Raw genomic sequence first — 291 nt, forward strand, 5'->3', positions numbered from 1 at the left:
GTCAACCTTTCCCCGGTCTGCATATGATTTAAGGAGCGTCCTGATGGACGTCTCGAAAAAATTCAATTTCTTCGGCATCCGAATGTTTACATCGAGATATCTGTGATTCACACTTTTTAATTCTACCGTAAATTTTCTTGAGTCCTTCAGAACTTCACATCTTCCGAACCCTGTCATACTTTTTATCATCTTGTCTTTCCTCGTGTTCTTCTCCTTGGCAGTCTATATATCAAATTTATCTGTTTTTTAGAACTGCCGATTACTGCAATTTTAGTTATTATACCTCTAATG

1 protein-coding gene is annotated in these 291 nt (G+C 37.1%); it reads right to left on the reverse strand.

From position 1 onward, the window contains the following. The coding region (locus P0G09_RS20125) for a YicC/YloC family endoribonuclease (RefSeq protein WP_342760587.1) at positions 1–189 on the reverse strand (189 nt) is incomplete at its 3' end. Between the last annotated feature and the right edge of the window lie 102 nt (positions 190–291).

This window comes from Faecalibacterium sp. DFI.5.82, from assembly GCF_029076575.1.
GTDB lineage: Bacteria > Bacillota > Clostridia > Oscillospirales > Ruminococcaceae > Faecalibacterium > Faecalibacterium duncaniae.